The sequence below is a fragment of the Pseudoflavitalea sp. G-6-1-2 genome (genome assembly GCF_012927185.1).
GTDB lineage: Bacteria > Bacteroidota > Bacteroidia > Chitinophagales > Chitinophagaceae > Pseudobacter.
Window position 1 is genome coordinate 254,178 of record NZ_JABBGB010000003.1, and the last position, 15,661, is coordinate 269,838.

Genomic DNA, 15,661 nt, shown 5'->3' on the forward strand with positions numbered 1-15,661 from the left:
CAGCAACGAAAATCAGGGGCGACCCTCAAAATAACATTTGCGGCACCGGGGCTCGTAGAGATCCTTTTCTCCCAGCAATACCTGTGTGGGAGTGGCCACTTTGCGATAGGAGTAATTGGCAATATTGCCGCACTGCACACAGATGGCATGGAGCTTGGTGATGAAGTCTGCCTTGGCCAGCAGTTTGGGCATTTGCCCGAATGGTTTGGTGGAATAATCCATGTCGAGGCCCGCAATGATAACACGGATGCCGCGAAGCGCCAGCTGATCGCACACATCGGGCAACTGATCGTCGAAGAACTGGGCTTCATCGATACCAATCACATCTACATCGCTGGCGAGCAGCAGTATGGTTTGTGCACTTTCGATAGGAGTGCTTACAATGGCATTTTCATCGTGCGAAACAATCTGTTGTTCGTGATATCGCGTATCTATCTTAGGCTTGAATATCTCCACGCGGAGATTGGCGATCCGCGCGCGTTTCAATCGTCTTATCAGTTCTTCTGTTTTACCTGAGAACATAGATCCGCAGATCACTTCAATAAATCCACGCCGTTCCCCTGATATATTTGGTTCTATGAACATCTTAACGGAAATAGGTATAATAATTGTTAACTTTAGGATACGAAGTCTTAACCCACAAAAGTACCCATCAGATTATGGAGCGTTTAGCACAATTGATCGGCAAATTAAATGAACAATTTGAACAAAATGCTGATCCTTCACAACTATTGGCGACCACTCAGCAAATTGAGTTGGAGCTGGTACAATTGTCTGCCGCAGTGAGGAAGGTACCGGGAACCTCAAAAGTGGCTGTGGTGATGCCGAGCAGCAGGCCTGTTATGGTAGCTGCAGCGCCTGCGCCTGTGGTTCATCAGCCTGAACCTGAACCAGTAAGAAACGTTGCGGTGGAAGAACCTGCAGTGGAAGAACAGGAAACCATCACCTATACAGAAACACCTGTCAGCGATCCTGTTGACGAAGAAATTCCTGTTGTTGCAACAGTTCGGGTGGAAGAAGAAATTCCTGTAGCGGAAGAAATAATTCCTGTGCTGAATGGTCACTCCAACGGATACCATTATGATCCGCTGAAAGAAATTCCAACGCTCGCTCAACAGCCTGTTACCAAAGAAATCAATGAAAGTATCGGATATGGCACCCAATCTTCTCTTAATGATAAGTTAAAAGAAGAGGTGGTGGAAGTAGGGCATCGCCTCAACGATTCTCCTGTACGCGATCTTAAACGTGCCATTGGAGTGAACGATCGTTTCGTATTCATCAGCGAGCTGTTCCGCGGCGATGAAGTGATGTATGAAAGAAGCATCAAAACCATCAATGGATTCCGCATACTCCCTGAAGCGGAATACTGGATAGAGCGTGAACTGAAAGTAAAGCTGGGGTGGGACGAAACCAAACCCATCACACGTCATTTCTATCAACTGGTGAAGCGCCGCTTTTCTTAGAGCAGCTTTTCTTCTCCGATAAAATCCATTACTGCCTTTGTTGCACCGGTTTTGCCGGCAACATACCGAGCCGCTGCTGAAGCGGCTTTTGCATGCAATTGCGGATCGTTCAGAAATTCGTTGAATACGTGTTCGAGTTCGAGTGCGGTTTCGATGGAGAATCCTCCGCCTGCATCAACCAGTTCCTCTGCTTCGATGAACTTGTCGTACACTGGTCCAAATACCACAGGTTTGCCGTACACAGCGGCTTCCAGCACATTGTGCACGCCATCTTTTCCGAAACCTCCTCCGATATAAGTGATATGCGCATAGCGATAAAGCCTGCTGAGCATACCTATATTATCAATGATGAGTGTATTGGTGTTTTCCGGCGCCTGCAATGTTTTGGACCATTCAGAAAACCGGATGGTGTGTTTGAATAGTTTTTCGATATCGTGCAGATGGGGCGCATCGATCTCGTGCGGAGCAATAATGAAGCGTATCTCAGGGTGAGTATTGGCGTAATGGTCCAGCTCTTCTTCGTCCGTATCCCAGGTGCTGCCTGCTACAATCACCGGATGATTGCCGCAGAATGCTTCGATGGCCGGAATGGCCGTGAAGCCTGCCGCTATTTCGGCCACCCGGTCGAACCGCGTATCTCCGTTGACCGTTACCTTTTTGAAGCCGATGCCATTCAGCAGCTCACGCGAGGCTTCGTTCTGTACAAAAAGGCGTGAAAAGCTTTCGAGCATGTATTGATGAAGGCGGCCATACCATTTGAAAAACGGTTGTTCCTTTCTGAAGATGCCTGAGATCAGCAAAACGGGAACCTGCCTTTTGCGGAGGGTGGTGAGGTAATGATACCAATATTCATATTTCACCCATACAACGAGTTGTGGTTTTACCATGTCAATGAATTTCATGGCATTAGGTTTGCTATCCATCGGCAAGTATGCAATAAGGTCTGCTCCTTTATAGTCTTTACGTACTTCGTACCCGGAGGGGGAGAAGAAGGTGAGAAGCAGTTTATGAGCTGGATATTGCTGCCTGATGGCTTCGAGCACGGGCCTTCCCTGTTCAAATTCGCCGAGGGAGGCGCAGTGCATCCAGACCCATCGTTGGGTGGTATCGCTGAAATGGGGGTGAAGTTGTTCAAACCAGTTGCGGCGGCCGCTTACCCATCGGCGGGCTTTGGGGTTCCAGAGGGCTACGAGCCGGATCATGGCTCGGTAGAGCCAGCAAAACATATTATAGAAAAAAAGATGCACGGGTTACCAAATTATGGACAAATGTAGGGGAACTAGTCAGGATGTTTGCAACCTCTTTGATTTTACCCGCTTTATGTGATTGCTGAAACCGTTTTTTTGTACTAGGTTTGTGCCCGCTTAAAAAAGAAAATTCCAAGTATGCGGACGATTCAAATGGTTGATTTAAAGCAGCAATATGCGAAGATCAAAACGGAAGTAGATACAGCTATCCACGAAGTGATCGACAATGCTGCCTTTATTCAGGGCAAGGCAGTTACTGATTTTGCCGCCAGTCTTACCGCCTACATGGGTGCTAAACACGTGATCCCCTGTGCAAACGGAACGGATGCATTGCAGATAGCAGCGATGGCGCTCGGTCTGCAGCCCGGAGATGAAGTGATCACCCCCAGCTTTACCTATGTAGCTACTACTGAAATAATTGCGTTGCTGCGCCTGCAGCCGGTTTTTGTGGAAGTAGATCAGCAGAGTTTCTGCGTTGATCCTGCAGCGATCGAAAAAGCCATCACTCCCAAAACCAAAGCAATAGTGCCTGTTCATATGTTTGGTCAGTCGGCCAACATGGAGGCGATCATGGATATTGCTCAAAGACATAATCTCTACGTTATTGAAGATACAGCCCAGGCAATCGGATGCGACTATCAGTTCAAAGATGGCAGCACCAAAAAGGCCGGAACCATCGGTACCATTGGAACCACTTCGTTCTTCCCATCAAAAAATCTGGGATGTTACGGAGATGGCGGAGCAATATTCACCAATGACGATGCGTTAGCAGTCAAGTTGAAAATGATTGCCAATCACGGGCAAAGTAAGCGCTACTACCACGATGTAGTGGGCTGCAACAGCCGTTTAGACTCTATTCAGGCTGCTGTACTCAACTGCAAACTGCCTCACCTCGATGAGTATGCGGCAGCACGCAGAAGCGCGGCTGATTATTACGATAAGGCATTTGCCAACCATCCTAAGATCAAGACCCCTTACCGTTCCCCGTATTGCAATCATGTTTTCCACCAATACACCCTTGTGCTGGAAGGCGTTGACCGCGACGGACTGAATGCATTTCTTGCCGAGAACGGAATCCCTTCCATGATTTACTATCCAGTACCCGCTCACCGTCAAAAAATGTTTGATGCGTTTGGCGGAGCAGCATTTGATCTGAAAATTACCGACTGGCTTACAGAACGGGTGATCTCGCTGCCTATGCATACCGAATTGGATGATGAACAACTCAGTTTCATCACCAGTAAAGTTTTGGAGTTTATTAATAAAGGGTAACGAAAGGTTTTCGGAAGAATAGCCGTTTTTGCCAGGTTGCGCCATACATTGCAGTACCGGATCTTCCGGAACGCAGCGGCCTGAGCATAACGTCTGTATTAAACTTTCTGACCTCAACCCAGTAAAACACATTCAATATGAAAATTGCTGTAGTAGGTACCGGATACGTAGGATTGGTAACTGGTACTTGTTTTGCCGAAACCGGTAATGATGTTACATGCGTGGATATTGACAAAGTGAAGGTAGACAAACTGACCAACGGTCAGATAACCATCTATGAACCTGGCCTTGAAAAATTATTCCTCCGCAATCTCAAAGAAGAAAGACTTCGTTTCACCACCAACCTCGAAGAAGGTATCAAGGATGCTGAAATCATTTTTCTGGCACTCCCAACACCTCCCGGTGAAGACGGATCAGCCGATCTCAAATACGTTCTTGGCGTAGCCGATCATCTCGGAAAGATCATGACCGACTACAAGGTGATTGTCGACAAAAGCACCGTACCTGTTGGCACAGCCGAGAAAGTGCATGCTGCTGTTGCAAAGAACTTCAAAGGCGAATTCGATGTGGTATCCAACCCCGAATTCCTCCGCGAAGGCGTAGCTGTAGACGATTTCATGAAACCGGACCGCGTAGTGATCGGAGCAGGTTCCGACCGTGCGCGCAAACTGATGGGCGACCTGTATGCTCCATTCGTTCGTTCCGGCAACCCTGTGATCTATATGGATGTTCGCTCAGCAGAGCTCACCAAATATGCCGCCAACTCATTCCTCGCCACCAAGATCTCTTTCATGAACGAGATCGCTCAGCTCTGCGAAAGGCTCGACGCCGATGTAGACATGGTGCGCAAAGGTATCGGCAGCGACGACCGCATTGGTAAACGCTTCCTCTTCCCCGGTATCGGATATGGTGGCAGCTGCTTCCCTAAAGATGTGCAGGCACTGGTGAAATCGTCCAACGAAGTATCTTACGATTTTCGCATATTGAACGCCGTTATGGAAGTGAACGAAGCGCAGAAACTGCATCTGCTTCCCAAGATCAACAAGTTCTTCAACAACGATCTGAAAGGAAAGAAGTTCGCCATCTGGGGCCTTGCATTCAAACCAAACACAGATGATATCCGCGAAGCTCCGGCCTTATACATGATCGACGAACTGCTGAAAGCAGGTGCAAAGATCAGCGTATTCGATCCCGAAGCAATGCCCAATGTGAAAGCAGTGGTGGGAGATACCATCGAGTATTCAGAAAATCAATACGATTGTCTGGAAGGTGCAGATGCGCTGATCATTGCCACAGAATGGAACGAATTCCGCACGCCCAACTTCCTCAAAATAGTTACTGCGCTGAAGAATAAAGTGATCTTCGACGGCCGTAACCTCTTCGAAGGAAACGCTGTGAAAGAGTTAGGATTCTATTACGAAAGCGTGGGAAGAGCAACTGCAGTACCCACAAACGGCACACACAAATAAATTATTATGGGAAAAAAGCGCGTACTCATCACCGGTGCTGCCGGCTTTCTGGGTTCACATCTCTGCGACCGGTTTATCAAAGAAGGATTTCATGTGATCGGGATGGATAATCTCATCACCGGAGACCTCCGCAATATCGAGCATCTCTTCAAACTGGAGCAGTTTGAATTCTATCATCATGATGTATCGAAGTTCATCCATGTTCCGGGTGAGCTGCATTATATTCTGCATTTCGCTTCACCGGCCAGCCCTATCGATTACCTCAAGATCCCTATTCAGACACTGAAAGTAGGATCACTGGGAACGCATAACTGTCTAGGTTTGGCGAAGGCAAAAAAAGCCCGCATTCTCGTAGCTTCCACTTCGGAGATCTACGGCGATCCGCTGGTACATCCGCAAAACGAAGAATACTGGGGAAATGTAAACCCGGTAGGACCACGTGGTGTTTATGACGAAGCAAAACGTTTTCAGGAAGCAATGACCATGGCCTATCATACATTCCATGGTGTTGAAACCAGGATCGTTCGCATCTTCAATACCTACGGCCCACGCATGCGACTCAACGACGGCCGTGCACTGCCCGCATTCATCGGACAGGCGCTCCGTGGCGAGGACCTCACCGTATTTGGAGATGGATCGCAAACACGCAGCTTCTGTTATGTAGACGATCTCGTTGAAGGCATCTACCGCCTGCTGATGAGCGAGTATGCACAACCCGTGAACGTAGGAAACCCTGATGAGATCTCTTTGAAAGACTTTGCAGAGGAAGTGATCAAACTTACCGGCACCAACCAGAAAATAGTGTACAAGCCATTGCCGGTAGACGACCCCAAACAAAGACAGCCGGATATTACCCGCGCCAAAGAGATCCTCGGATGGACCCCCAAAGTAAACAGGGCAGAAGGTTTGAAAGTTACCTACGAGTACTTCAAAAACCTGCCTTCAGAAGAATGGTTCAAACAACCAAAAGAATTCAATAGTACCAAATAGGAACCGAAAGGTTCCTTTTGCTGCTTTTTAGCATAAGCTCATAATCCCAGACTGTAGATAAAGTTGGAAAAAATCCACCTTCATTATTTACACAGAAAATTCCGTTGAAAATGTACCAGGAACTATTAGATAAGAAAGCAAAGCTGGCAGTAGTAGGGTTAGGTTATGTAGGGTTGCCGATAGCATTGGAGTTCGCAAAGAAAATACCGGTAATTGGTTTTGATATCAACAGCCGCCGTATTGAAATGATGCGCAAAGGCATCGATCCGAGCAAAGAAGTAGAAGCAGATGGCTTCAACGGATGTGACATCATATTCACAGATGATGAAGAAGTGCTGAAGACTGCCAATGTATTCATCGTTGCAGTTCCAACGCCCGTAGACAAATACAATGTACCCGATCTGAAGCCGCTGATCGGCGCATCCGGAACGGTAGGCAGAGTACTGAAGCCAGGAGATTACGTGGTATATGAATCCACCACTTATCCTGGTTGCACCGAAGAAGATTGCCTTCCTGTTCTCGAAAAGATATCCGGACTGAAAATGGGTACCGATTTCAAACTCGGTTACTCTCCCGAACGCATCAATCCGGGCGATAAGAAGAACACGCTGAAAACTGTTGTGAAAGTGGTTTCCGGCTGTGATGCCGAATCGCTCGACCAGATCGCAAAGATCTATGAACTGGTGGTAGATGCAGGCGTACACAGAGCTTCTTCGATAAAAGTGGCGGAAGCTTCCAAGATCGTAGAGAACACACAGCGCGATCTCAACATCGCACTGATGAACGAACTCAGCCTCATCTTCGATCGAATGGGTGTAAACACATTCGAAGTGATCGAAGCGGCAGGAACCAAATGGAACTTCCTGAAATTCCATCCCGGCCTTGTTGGTGGTCACTGTATCGGAGTTGATCCATACTACCTCACCTACAAAGCCGCTTCTCTGGGATATGAGAGCAAAGTGATCACAGCCAGCCGTTTCATCAACGATGATATGGCAAAGTATGTGGCAAGAAAAATAATCACTTACGTACTCAGAAACTCCAATGAACCCAAAGTGCTGGTGAAGGGAGTAACATTCAAAGAGAACGTAAGCGATATACGCAACTCGAAGATCATCGACACGGTGAAAGAATTGCTGGCCTTCAATTTCCATGTGGATGTAGAAGATCCATATGCAGAAACGGACGAAGTGCACGAAGAATACGGACTGCACCTCACCCGCAAGCTGGCCAATGATTACGATGCCGTGATTGTAACAGTACCGCATGCACCTTATGTAAGTCTCGGCGATGAAGACTTCGCCAGCATTACCAGGCCGCATGCACTGATTGCAGACCTGAAAGGAATATACAAGAACAAGATCTCCAGCAGAAATTACTGGAGTTTATAAATCAGATAATGGCAAACTATTCAAAAAAGATCATGATCACCGGTGGAGCCGGTTTCATTGGTTCGCATGTAGTGCGACTGTTTGTAAACAAGTATCCTTCTTACCTCATCGTAAACCTCGATGCGCTCACGTATGCGGGCAATCTGGAGAACCTCAAAGATGTGGAAGGAAAAGCGAATTATGTGTTTGAGAAAGGTGATATACTTGATGAACAACGCATCACCGAACTGTTTGAGAAATATGATTTCGATGGGGTGATACATCTCGCTGCCGAAAGCCATGTAGACCGCTCCATCAAAGATCCGCTGGCCTTTGTTCGTACCAATGTACTGGGCACTGTGAATATGCTCAACGTGAGCAAACAGTACTGGAGCAAAAAAGGTATGGAAGGGAAGCGCTTCTATCATGTATCAACAGACGAAGTGTATGGGTCGCTGGGCGAAACAGGTTTCTTTACCGAGACTACCCCTTATGATCCGCGTTCTCCGTACTCGGCTTCGAAAGCATCCTCAGATCATTTTGTATTTGCCTATCATCATACTTACGGATTGCCTGTTGTGATGAGCAACTGCTCCAACAACTACGGCTCCAATCACTTCCCTGAGAAGCTGATCCCTTTAATGATCAACAATATCGTGAACAATAAGCCGCTGCCTGTTTATGGCAAAGGCGATAATGTGCGCGACTGGCTCTTTGTAGAAGATCATGCTACTGCTATCGATACCATCTATCACAACGGTGAAAACGGTGGCAAGTACAATGTCGGCGGATTCAACGAGTGGAAGAACATCGATATCGTTCACCTGCTCTGCGGCATCATGGACAGGAAACTGAATCGTCCTGCAGGTGAATCTGCAAAGCTGATCACGTTTGTGAAAGATCGCCCTGGTCACGATCACCGTTATGCGATCGATGCCTCCAAACTCAATACTGAACTGGGATGGAAGCCATCACTTCAGTTTGAAGAAGGGCTGGAGAAAACAGTAGACTGGTATCTTTCCAACGAAGAATGGATAAAACATGTAACCTCCGGCGACTATCAGCATTACTACGAGGAGCAGTACAAGAAATAAACCACTAATTCAACAGCAAATTTTATAGAATGCCTTTTTTTGACACAGCATTTCCCGGCCTGATCACTTTTGAACCAGCCGTTTTTGAAGATGACCGCGGATTCTTCTTTGAATCGTACAACGACAAGGTTTTTGAAGAGCAGGAGATTGGTCCGTTTTTGCAGGACAATCAGTCGCACTCCAAATATGGTGTGATCCGCGGACTGCACTATCAGCTCGATCCTCATGCGCAGGCGAAGCTGGTACGTGTACTTTCCGGAAAGATCCTCGATGTGGCGGTTGATCTCCGTAAAGGTTCACCTACATTCGGCAAAGTGTTCAAAATAGAACTGTCTGGTGAGAACAAAAAGCAGCTGTATATCCCCGGCGGATTTGCCCATGGTTTCTCCGTACTCAGCGAAACTGCCGATGTACTGTACAAATGCGATGCATTCTACAATAAGGAATCGGAAGGCGGCATCATCTACAATGATCCCGAACTGAATATCGACTGGAAGATTCCTGCAGACCAGGTGATCGTTTCAGCCAAGGATCTGAAGAATCCATCTTTTGCCGATTGCAGAAATAATTTCGAGTTCAACAAGTAATAGCGTCCTCATGTCTCAACCCCTTATTCTGATAACAGGAGGCCATGGCCAGTTGGGCAGCGAGCTGCAAGCCTTGCTGAAGTTGCATCCTGAATTTCGTTTTGCTGCAACCGATAAAGAAGATCTCTCTATCGATGATGAAGCGGCAGTAGAAGCCTGGTTTGCGGCCAATAAACCCGCTTACTGCATCAATGCAGCAGCATACACCGCAGTAGACAAAGCAGAGACCGATACGGAACTGGCTTATCTGATCAATGCAACAGCTACCGGAATACTGGCAGCTGCCTGCAAAAAACATGGAACCCGTTTTGTGCATGTATCTACCGATTATGTTTTCGATGGAACTTCTTCGGAGCCTTACACAGAGGAGCATCCCACAGATCCTATCAATGCATATGGTGCATCCAAAGAAAGAGGAGAGGAGTTGTGCATGCAGGAGAATGAGGAGAGCATCATCATCCGTACAGCATGGGTGTATTCTTCATACGGCAATAACTTCGTTAAAACCATGCAGCGCCTGATGAAGGAGCGCGACTCGCTGAATGTGGTGAGCGATCAGATCGGCGCGCCAACATATGCGGCAGATCTCGCAGCTGCAATAGTGCATATCATCAGCAAAGGTCTTTGGGTTGCGGGCATTTATCATTACAGCAATCAGGGACGTATCAGCTGGTACGACTTTGCTGTGGCAATCAGAGATCAGAGCGGGCTGCAATGTGATGTGCATCCTATTTCATCATCGCAATATCCTACACCAGCAAAGCGCCCGGCATTTTCGTTGCTGAACACAGCAAAGATCCGCAGCACTTTCGGTATCGAAATTCCTGAATGGCAGCATAGTCTGCAACGGTGCATCGATCAATTAAATCTTAACCGCTGATATGAACAGGAACTGCGATATCATTTGCTTCAGTCTGAGCAGATGGGATTCAGAAATTTCTTCTCCCGCTTTAAGTCTGGCTAAAGAGTTCGCACGCAATAACAGGGTGTTCTACATAGATCATCCTTTTTCCTGGAAGGATTATTATCAGCTGAAACATACGCCGCAGATACAGCAAAGGAAAGAAGCGCTGCTGCATGGACGCAATCCGTACAGCAATCCGCCATCGCTTCCTTCGAATATTACGGTGGTTACAACGCAGCTCACCTGGCCGATCAACTTTCTTCCTCCTAGATTTTTATACAACCGGATGGCGAAGTGGAATGATGCCATTGTGCTGCGCACCATCCGTCAACTGATTAAAGATTATCAGCTGAAAGACTTCGTGTATCTCAATTTCTTTGATCCATACTTTGTTCAAAAATTACCGGAGGATATCAAGTCGCTGACTGCTGCATCCGTGTATCAGTCGATGGATGATATTTCGCAGGTAGCTTATTCTCACAGGCATGGCACGAGGCTCGAAGAGCAGATAGTGCACAATTTCGATTACACGCTTTGTACATCGAAGGAACTCACGAGACTGAAATCTCCTTTTTCCAACAATGTGTTCTTTCATCCTAATGCGGCTGATACCGATATTTTCAAAACGGCTGTAACGCAGATCCTGCCTAAGCCGGAGGCATTGCAGGGGATCGATAAAAAGATCATCGGTTATACGGGAAGCATCGAGTATCGTTCAGATTTTGAATTGCTGAAGAAAATTGCAACGCATCATTCAGATAAGATACTCTTCTTTGTGGGACCCATTCAGGGTAATGAAGTGCAAGAGTTCGGTCTCGATCAGTTGCCCAATGTGATCTTTGCTGGTCCGCGCAAGATCACCGAGCTGCCTGCGTTTTTGCAGTACTTCGATTGTGTGATCATTCCTTTCAAAAAAAATACGCTTACCAAAAGCATCTATCCGCTCAAGATCAATGAATACCTGGCTGCCGGCAAACCGGTGATAGCTACGCATTTCTCCGAAGATATTTACACGTTCAAAGATGTGGCGTACATCGCGGACAGTGATGATGAATTTCTTCAATTGATCGATACAGCCATCAATTCCAACAACGCCACATTGCAGCAGCAACGCATCGATGTAGCCGGGCAGAATACCTGGACGGCACGTGTGGAGCGCTTCTGGGAGATCGTCAGCGGAAACGGGAAATAATTACTTTGTTTTAGTGGAATCAGTTTTGCCTGAGCCGGATCTTCGTGGCGAAGTCATGCGGTTAACAATCTCTGCAATAACGGTATCGAACTTCACCAGTTGTTCGTCGGTGCAGAGGGCGCGCACTTTTTCGAAGTGGTGCATGGTGATGAGATCGAGCTGGCGTTGCAGCGTTGTTACATCATTTCCTCGGGCAAGGATGAGAGAATCGTATTCGGCTCCATGCTGCATTTTGAGCAGGTCGAAATATCGTTTTTTGGAACTGCGGATCGAATCCATCACCGGGCGTTGCGCCATGATGAGTGTATCGCGGAGTTTCCAGTAGATGGCTTCCTGATCGGGGGAGAATTTCAGTTCGTTCACCATAAACTGGCCCATGCGTTTTTCCTTATCTGCGAAGCTGGCAGCCTGACCATGCGTTGGTTTTTCTTTCAGCCAGTAAAAGGAGAGGGTGAGAATATTCGTCAGCAATAAAATGACCACCAGCCAGAGAAGCCATTTTTGTTGGGGGTATTTCTTCATGGTTCACCTGGGGTTTCGTCGTATACGGTATAGGTAGCAATGGTATAGTCGGCCACTACGATGGGAGCTGAATCGGATTTGGGAGGCGTGCTTTTGTTCCACATCTCCATAATGGTAGTGATATTCAGCAGCACAATGAAAGCTGCCAGTCCGATAGACAATGCAGGTTTGGTAAGCAGGCGTGCGAACCAGCCGGAATCGGCATGGGTGAGCTCCTGCTCCATTCTGGCGCGGAGCCTGGCATAAAAGAATTCAGGAGCCGCGGCGCGTTTCATTCCCTGAAGGCTGTTCAGGATCTCTTCCTGTTCTTTATTATTCATCTCAGGTGACATACTGGTGAATTTTAAAACTACTACGTTTGACGTTAATATTTGAGAAAACATGCGACTATTTCGGCTGTTGCTGGCCCTTCGGTTTTATGGTCTGGGTCTCCAGCAATTTCCGGAGGTTTTGTCTGGCTCTGAAAAGCAGCGATTCCACTGCAGAAACGGACAACTCCATCACCTGAGCGATCTCCTGATAGCTCAGTTCTTCGGACTTCAGTAAAATAAAGGCTGTTTTCTGGTTTTCGGGCAGCTGATCGATCAGCCGGAAAAGTTCGGCGGCCTGCTCTTTCTGGTCCAGCTCTACCCCCGGATGATGAAAATTCACGGGGTCGTGCAGGATCTCGTTATTCGGACCGAACAGACTGGTTACGAAGGCAAAGCGTTTTTTGCGTTTGCGGCTGCGGATGAGGTCGAGACTCTTGGTTACCGTGATGCGGTAGATCCAGGTACTCAAACGACTGTCGCCTTTAAACTGATCGATGGAGCGGTATACCTGTATGAATACTTCCTGCGCCACATCTTCTGCATCGGCGGCATGCTGCACAATGCTGAGGGCCGTATTGTAAACCATATCCTGGTTATCTTCCACCAACTGTTTAAAAGCCAGTTCGTTCCCCTTCCGGAGTTGTTGTATCATTTCCAGTTCTGTCAAAGCAAACGGCCTTTTACATTTGAGCCTACAACTTACGAAAACCTTCTGATTTGCAAACATTGTACGAGCTACACGAAGAAGATTCTGAGCAGGCAATCGATTGAAGGATCCGGTACTGAATTGCCAAAATCTGTTAAAACATAAAAATTTCGTGGTAAGAGTAGTCCTATTCTCTCCTTTGTGTGTCTATATATAGATTGTGTAGCTGACAATCCTTTGTGGAAGTGCAGCCCGTAAACAAATTCATCAGTCTCCAGAACCCTAGTGCTTATGCAAACATTTTTTTTCGTTAAAGAACAGGGGCGCTATGTGCGCGTTGATTTTGCCTCCATTCTTTTTATTGAGGCAAGAAGCAATTACGTGCAGATCGTTACAGGGTCACGGGTATTCATGTGCCTGGTATCGATGCGCCAGATTGAAAAGTTACTGCCGGCAGATAGCTTCTGCCGTGTTCACCGCTCTTACATTGTGGGTATCTCCAGCATCCAGAGCTTCGATAAAGAGAGGATCTATCTGGACGACAGAATGATTCCGATCGGAGATCGTTATCGCAGTGCGCTGCATCGCAGTGTAACGATGGTGCGTTGCAAGAATGGCGACTCAGTACTGATGGGCGAAGAGGATGAGTCTTTCGTACTTATGGACGACGAAGATTAATCCTGCTTACATCAATTGACCACTCATCATTTTTTATTCCTTCCTTCACCTTTCCTGCGAAATTTATTGATAGCGTACATTACCGGTAGCGCCGGTATAACATTGTATGGTGCTGCTTTTGCAATAACAGTGAAAGCTGTGCAGCAAACACGAAATGCCCAGATCTGCGAATATTACATCGATGCAGGTCCGGGCATTTTTATGTAAAAAAATGCCCGCCAATGGATGCTGGCGGGCGATTGTGCTGTAGATTAATACTTGCCGGAAAATAGTCCGGATGAAATGAATGAAAGGCTGATTATTTTAAGGTAGTACTATCGGTTATGAGCGGGGCAGATCGTAGTTCACCATCCATTGAATGCCGAATTTATCGGTGAACATTCCGAAATAAGCGCCCCAGAATGTTTTCTCCAGCGGCATGATTATATGTCCTCCTGCAGATAATCCGTTGAACAGTTTTTCTGTTTCTTCCAGAGAAGTGGCATTGATGGCCAGCGACACGTTGTTCCCTTTGTTCAGTTGTTGTCCCATCGATTCGAGGGTATCTGTTCCCATCAGAATTACATCGTTGCTGATAGGAAGAGCTACGTGCATGATCATGTTCTTTTCATTCTCCGGAACATTGGCTGTTTCTGCCTGATCTTTGAATCTGCTTAAAGTTAAGAACTCGCCTCCGAACACAGATTTGTAGAAATTGAACGCCTCTTCTGTGTTGCCCATGAAGTTAAGGTAAGGACTGATAGTAGCCATAATAAATTATTTAATGGTATTGCAATGTTGATTTGAAAGTCAAAGATAAACCGCCGTTGGGAAACAGAACTGGTGCAATCACGACAAAAGCAGAGGGGGAACACGGCAATGGCGCTCCATTCTGTAAGACAACCGGGTATATATCCGGCAAATTTTTTGCTTTCTCAAATCTGGAAAAAATGCAGACGGAGTGCCGGTTTCAGAAATGTAGAATTCATTTCCCATTCAGTATTTCTTTACAAAACAGCAATCATAAAGTAATTATTTTTCAGCAGTATGAATGTACCAGCTTACCTCAGGAGGATCGGTTATCAGGGCAGCCTGGTTCCAACACTGGAGACGCTTGCCGCATTGCAGCGTGCGCATCTGCTGGCGGTGCCATTCGAGAATCTTGATATCCATATGAACATACCTATTTATATAGATCCCGATGCGATTTACCGGAAAGTGGTGGAACGCAGGCGGGGCGGCTTCTGTTATGAACTGAACAGCCTGTTCAGGCAGTTGCTGGAAACCATAGGGTATGATACCATACTTGTTTCCGCGAAAGTGTACAGTTTTGATCGCGGCAGTTTCGGTCCGGAGTTCGACCATATGGCAATAATAGTGGAAGTAGGGAAGGAGATCTATCTGGTGGATGTAGGTTTTGGCGAGTTTGCCTTTTCGCCGCTGGTGCTGGATTTTCAGATAGATCAGGAAGATGAGCGGGGCGTGTACAGGATGCGAACGCATGAGTTCGAGTATCTGCTGATATCAAGGATGGATGGTTATTCGGAGAAGCCGTTGTATGTGTTTACGATAATACCGCGGAGGCTGAAGGAGTTCGAGGGCATGTGCAAATATCATCAAACAAGTCCTGGGTCTAGCTTTACGCGGAAGCGAATGATTTCGTTACCAACGTTGAACGGTAGAAAGACGTTGAGTGGGAACAGGTTTAAGATAACGCATGGAAAGGGCGAGATAGAAGTTGATATGGAAACGGAGGAGGATGTGAAGGGATTGCTGAAGCGGGAGTTTGGGGTGGAGATCTGAGGTAACTATTGGGATGCATGAATCGGTAGCCGAAGAAATTATGATTGACTTTTATCGAGGCTGTTCCCAAAAATCAGCAGGTGTTTTCCCTTTCTCTTCAACATGATTTTTTTCCTATACATTGCCACAAGAAA

17 protein-coding genes are annotated in these 15,661 nt (G+C 46.9%); 11 read left to right on the forward strand and 6 right to left on the reverse strand.

The window, feature by feature from the left end:
* Positions 1-12: 12 nt before the first annotated feature.
* Positions 13-585, reverse strand: coding sequence for a thymidine kinase (locus HHL16_RS18275; protein ID WP_169426795.1), 573 nt, complete (start codon positions 583-585; stop codon positions 13-15).
* A 74-nt stretch (positions 586-659) separates the two neighbouring features.
* On the opposite strand from HHL16_RS18275, the gene HHL16_RS18280 reads away from it, so the two are divergent.
* Positions 660-1,463 carry a hypothetical protein gene (locus tag HHL16_RS18280; RefSeq protein ID WP_169426796.1) on the forward strand — a complete coding sequence of 268 codons (804 nt, stop codon included), beginning with the start codon at positions 660-662 and terminating at the stop codon, positions 1,461-1,463.
* Here HHL16_RS18280 and HHL16_RS18285 read toward each other — a convergent pair.
* Entirely contained in the window at positions 1,460-2,665 is a 1,206-nt protein-coding gene (locus tag HHL16_RS18285) for a glycosyltransferase N-terminal domain-containing protein (RefSeq protein ID WP_240966265.1), read from the reverse strand. The genes HHL16_RS18280 and HHL16_RS18285 overlap by 4 nt on opposite strands.
* A 183-nt stretch (positions 2,666-2,848) precedes the next feature.
* Between HHL16_RS18285 and HHL16_RS18290 the strand changes: the two genes are divergently transcribed.
* The 8 genes from HHL16_RS18290 (at position 2,849) to HHL16_RS18325 (ending at position 11,588) form a co-directional block, all read left to right on the forward strand.
* The gene (locus HHL16_RS18290) at positions 2,849-3,982 is read left to right on the forward strand and encodes a DegT/DnrJ/EryC1/StrS family aminotransferase (protein ID WP_169426798.1); all 1,134 of its coding nucleotides are present in this window, start codon (positions 2,849-2,851) and stop codon (positions 3,980-3,982) included.
* A gap of 137 nt (positions 3,983-4,119) precedes the next feature.
* On the forward strand, positions 4,120-5,451 hold the full coding sequence (locus HHL16_RS18295; protein WP_169426799.1) for a UDP-glucose/GDP-mannose dehydrogenase family protein: 1,332 nt from the start codon (positions 4,120-4,122) through the stop codon (positions 5,449-5,451).
* A 6-nt stretch (positions 5,452-5,457) separates the two neighbouring features.
* On the forward strand, positions 5,458-6,441 hold the full coding sequence (locus HHL16_RS18300) for a UDP-glucuronic acid decarboxylase family protein (RefSeq protein ID WP_169426800.1): 984 nt from the start codon (positions 5,458-5,460) through the stop codon (positions 6,439-6,441).
* Positions 6,442-6,551: 110 nt separating this feature from the next.
* Complete coding sequence (locus HHL16_RS18305) at positions 6,552-7,832, forward strand: nucleotide sugar dehydrogenase (RefSeq protein WP_169426801.1); 1,281 nt, start codon at positions 6,552-6,554, stop codon at positions 7,830-7,832.
* 8 nt (positions 7,833-7,840) lie between these two features.
* Entirely contained in the window at positions 7,841-8,905 is a 1,065-nt protein-coding gene (rfbB, locus tag HHL16_RS18310; protein WP_169426802.1) for a dTDP-glucose 4,6-dehydratase, read from the forward strand.
* Positions 8,906-8,934: 29 nt separating this feature from the next.
* A complete protein-coding gene (rfbC, locus tag HHL16_RS18315; RefSeq protein ID WP_169426803.1) occupies positions 8,935-9,492 on the forward strand; it encodes a dTDP-4-dehydrorhamnose 3,5-epimerase in 558 nt (185 codons plus the stop codon).
* Between the two features lie 10 nt (positions 9,493-9,502).
* Entirely contained in the window at positions 9,503-10,372 is an 870-nt protein-coding gene (rfbD, locus tag HHL16_RS18320) for a dTDP-4-dehydrorhamnose reductase (RefSeq protein WP_169426804.1), read from the forward strand.
* A gap of 1 nt (position 10,373) precedes the next feature.
* The gene (locus tag HHL16_RS18325; protein WP_169426805.1) at positions 10,374-11,588 is read left to right on the forward strand and encodes a glycosyltransferase; all 1,215 of its coding nucleotides are present in this window, start codon (positions 10,374-10,376) and stop codon (positions 11,586-11,588) included.
* On the opposite strand, the gene HHL16_RS18330 is transcribed toward HHL16_RS18325, so the two are convergent.
* From HHL16_RS18330 to HHL16_RS18340, 3 genes are read right to left on the reverse strand one after another with little or no spacing between them, the layout of a single operon-like run.
* Positions 11,589-12,110 (reverse strand): hypothetical protein, encoded by a 522-nt coding sequence (locus HHL16_RS18330; RefSeq protein ID WP_169426806.1) that lies wholly within the window; start codon positions 12,108-12,110, stop codon positions 11,589-11,591. It abuts the gene before it with no gap.
* Positions 12,107-12,442, reverse strand: a complete 336-nt coding sequence (locus HHL16_RS18335; RefSeq protein ID WP_169426807.1) for a hypothetical protein — start codon at positions 12,440-12,442, stop codon at positions 12,107-12,109. The genes HHL16_RS18330 and HHL16_RS18335 overlap by 4 nt, the downstream gene beginning before the upstream one ends.
* A gap of 55 nt (positions 12,443-12,497) precedes the next feature.
* Positions 12,498-13,088: an RNA polymerase sigma factor gene (locus HHL16_RS18340; protein ID WP_206022490.1), complete on the reverse strand. Its 591-nt coding sequence runs from the start codon at positions 13,086-13,088 to the stop codon at positions 12,498-12,500.
* Positions 13,089-13,358: 270 nt separating this feature from the next.
* On the opposite strand from HHL16_RS18340, the gene HHL16_RS18345 reads away from it, so the two are divergent.
* On the forward strand, positions 13,359-13,745 hold the full coding sequence (locus HHL16_RS18345; protein WP_169426808.1) for a LytTR family DNA-binding domain-containing protein: 387 nt from the start codon (positions 13,359-13,361) through the stop codon (positions 13,743-13,745).
* 321 nt (positions 13,746-14,066) lie between these two features.
* Here the strand turns inward: HHL16_RS18345 and HHL16_RS18350 are convergent, their stop codons facing one another.
* Positions 14,067-14,495 (reverse strand): VOC family protein, encoded by a 429-nt coding sequence (locus tag HHL16_RS18350; protein WP_169426809.1) that lies wholly within the window; start codon positions 14,493-14,495, stop codon positions 14,067-14,069.
* A 276-nt stretch (positions 14,496-14,771) separates the two neighbouring features.
* On the opposite strand from HHL16_RS18350, the gene HHL16_RS18355 reads away from it, so the two are divergent.
* Positions 14,772-15,527: an arylamine N-acetyltransferase gene (locus HHL16_RS18355; protein WP_169426810.1), complete on the forward strand. Its 756-nt coding sequence runs from the start codon at positions 14,772-14,774 to the stop codon at positions 15,525-15,527.
* Positions 15,528-15,661 lie beyond the last annotated feature (134 nt).